General features: G+C 37.3%; 4 protein-coding genes. All 4 read left to right on the top strand.

All coding sequences use genetic code 11. The features are described from left to right. Positions 1-339 (top strand): lysophospholipid acyltransferase family protein (locus AC1DPQ_RS25640; RefSeq protein ID WP_477611296.1); only part of this gene is annotated, 339 nt, incomplete at its 5' end. A 2-nt stretch (positions 340-341) separates the two neighbouring features. Then, positions 342-632, top strand: coding sequence for an Asp-tRNA(Asn)/Glu-tRNA(Gln) amidotransferase subunit GatC (gene gatC, locus AC1DPQ_RS25635; protein WP_029278731.1), 291 nt, complete (start codon positions 342-344; stop codon positions 630-632). A 113-nt stretch (positions 633-745) separates the two neighbouring features. After that, positions 746-1,504, top strand: a complete 759-nt coding sequence (locus tag AC1DPQ_RS25630) for an ABC transporter ATP-binding protein (protein WP_477583484.1) — start codon at positions 746-748, stop codon at positions 1,502-1,504. A 72-nt stretch (positions 1,505-1,576) separates the two neighbouring features. Beyond that, positions 1,577-2,125, top strand: coding sequence for a cob(I)yrinic acid a,c-diamide adenosyltransferase (locus AC1DPQ_RS25625; RefSeq protein WP_477583482.1), 549 nt, complete (start codon positions 1,577-1,579; stop codon positions 2,123-2,125). Positions 2,126-2,214 lie beyond the last annotated feature (89 nt).

Here is a 2,214-nt window from a genome sequence, read left to right as displayed (position 1 = left end):
GCTTTTAAAGCATTTAAAAAAGCTGGCGAAAACCTAGAAAAGGGGRTGAGCCTGATTATTTTTCCGGAAGGTAAAATAGACGACCATTACCCACCAAAGTTGGGTGAGTTTAAAAATGGTCCGTTCCGCCTGGCTATCGATAAAAATATACCGCTCGTACCTGTGAGTATTACCAATGTTTGGAAAATTAATTGGGATGATGGAGCAAAGTATGGAAGTAAGCCAGGAATTTGCGATATTTACGTCCACAAACCCATAAATACATCAACTTTGGCAGATGTTGATTCTGATGTACTGAAAGAAAAGGTTTACAGATTGATTGATAGCAAGTTAGTATAAATATGAACTTAGACGCAAAAACCATCCATAAAATAGCCGATCTGGCCAGAATTCATATTGATGAAAAACAGGTCGATACACTGATCCCTGAAATGAACAAAATTTTGTCATTCATGGAAAAGTTAAATGAACTGGATACTTCAAACGTGAAACCATTGGTTTATATGAACGAATCGGTTAATGTTTGGAGGGAAGATGTGGTTAAGCAGGAAATAGCTACAGCTGATGGTTTGAAAAATGCAGCAAAGCATACCGACCAATTTTTTATGGTACCAAAAATTATTGAGAAATAATGGTGTAATCGTCATGCTGATTAATTCAGCATCTTTAAGATTAACATTTGTGCAGTAATTTTTAACCCTCTTGTAACATCTTACCCTTTACGCTTGTCTAAAAAAGAAAAAACATGGAGAAACCACTCATCACTATAAAAGAAATTGGCCGTAAATATGTTATTGGATCTGAAGTGATTCACGCTTTAAAATCAGTTTCTTTAGATATTAATAAAGGCGAATTCGTAGCATTGATGGGCCCATCTGGTTCCGGTAAATCAACCCTGATGAATATTTTAGGCTGTTTAGATACACCCTCAAGCGGAACCTATGTTTTAAATGGAACCAATGTGAGTCACATGAGTGATGATGCCTTGGCAGAAGTGCGCAACCAGGAAATCGGCTTCGTTTTTCAAACCTTTAACTTATTGCCACGTTCAACATCTTTAGATAATGTTGCCTTACCTTTAATTTATGCTGGAACAAGTAAAAAGGACAGGGATGCAAGAGCAGCTAAAGCATTAGAAAATGTAGGCTTAGGCAATCGTATGGATCATAAGCCAAATGAACTATCGGGCGGTCAACGTCAACGTGTGGCCGTAGCCAGGGCTTTGATCAATAATCCATCTATTATTTTGGCCGATGAGCCAACAGGTAACTTAGATACCAAAACATCAATTGAAATAATGGGCCTGCTTGAAGAAATCCACAGTAAAGGAAACACCATTATTCTGGTTACGCACGAGGAAGATATTGCGCAGCATGCTCACCGTATTGTACGTATGCGTGATGGCTTGATTGAAAACGATTATTTAAATACAGATGTAAAAAATGTATCTCCACGTTTACAGGCTTTGAATGATACTGGCAGCGATTGGGAGAAAATTAATTAAGGCTTAAGGTATAAGGTTTAAGGCGTAAGGTTTTACCCTAAACCTTCTACCTTTTACCTTCAACCTTTCTAAATGAAAATCTACACTAAAACTGGCGATAAGGGCAAAACATCACTCATTGGTGGTACCCGTGTACCTAAATATCATTTACGTATCGAAACCTATGGAACTGTTGACGAGTTAAATTCGCACATAGGTTTAATTATGTGCCAGGATATTGAGGCGCACGACCAGAAGCTATTAAAAGAAATTCAGGATAGGTTATTTACTATTGGTTCATCGCTTGCAGCAGACCCTGAAACATCTAAAATGAAGATCCCCGATCTGCACGATACTGATATTACCTTGTTGGAAAATGAGATGGATCTGATGAACGAAAAGCTGCCTGCTTTAAAACATTTTGTTTTACCTGGCGGAAATACTGTCGTTTCTTACTGCCATATTGCTAGATGTGTTTGTAGAAGGGCAGAACGACTCACAGTTGAACTTGCAGAAAATAGCTTTGTAGATGAGCGTGTAACAGTTTATTTGAATCGTTTAAGCGATTATTTATTCGTTTTGGCACGAAAACTGACCGTGTATTTTAAGACGGAAGAAAATATTTGGATTCCGCGGGTTTAATAGTGGAAAAATAAGTTTGTTTTGCTCAAAAATTTTAATATACTTTGCGCAATAATAAGAACAAGAATTTAATTGAATTGACGATATGT

This window comes from Pedobacter sp. 01T416_2 (assembly GCF_056398925.1).
This window is presented reverse-complemented; position numbering and strand designations above follow the sequence as displayed.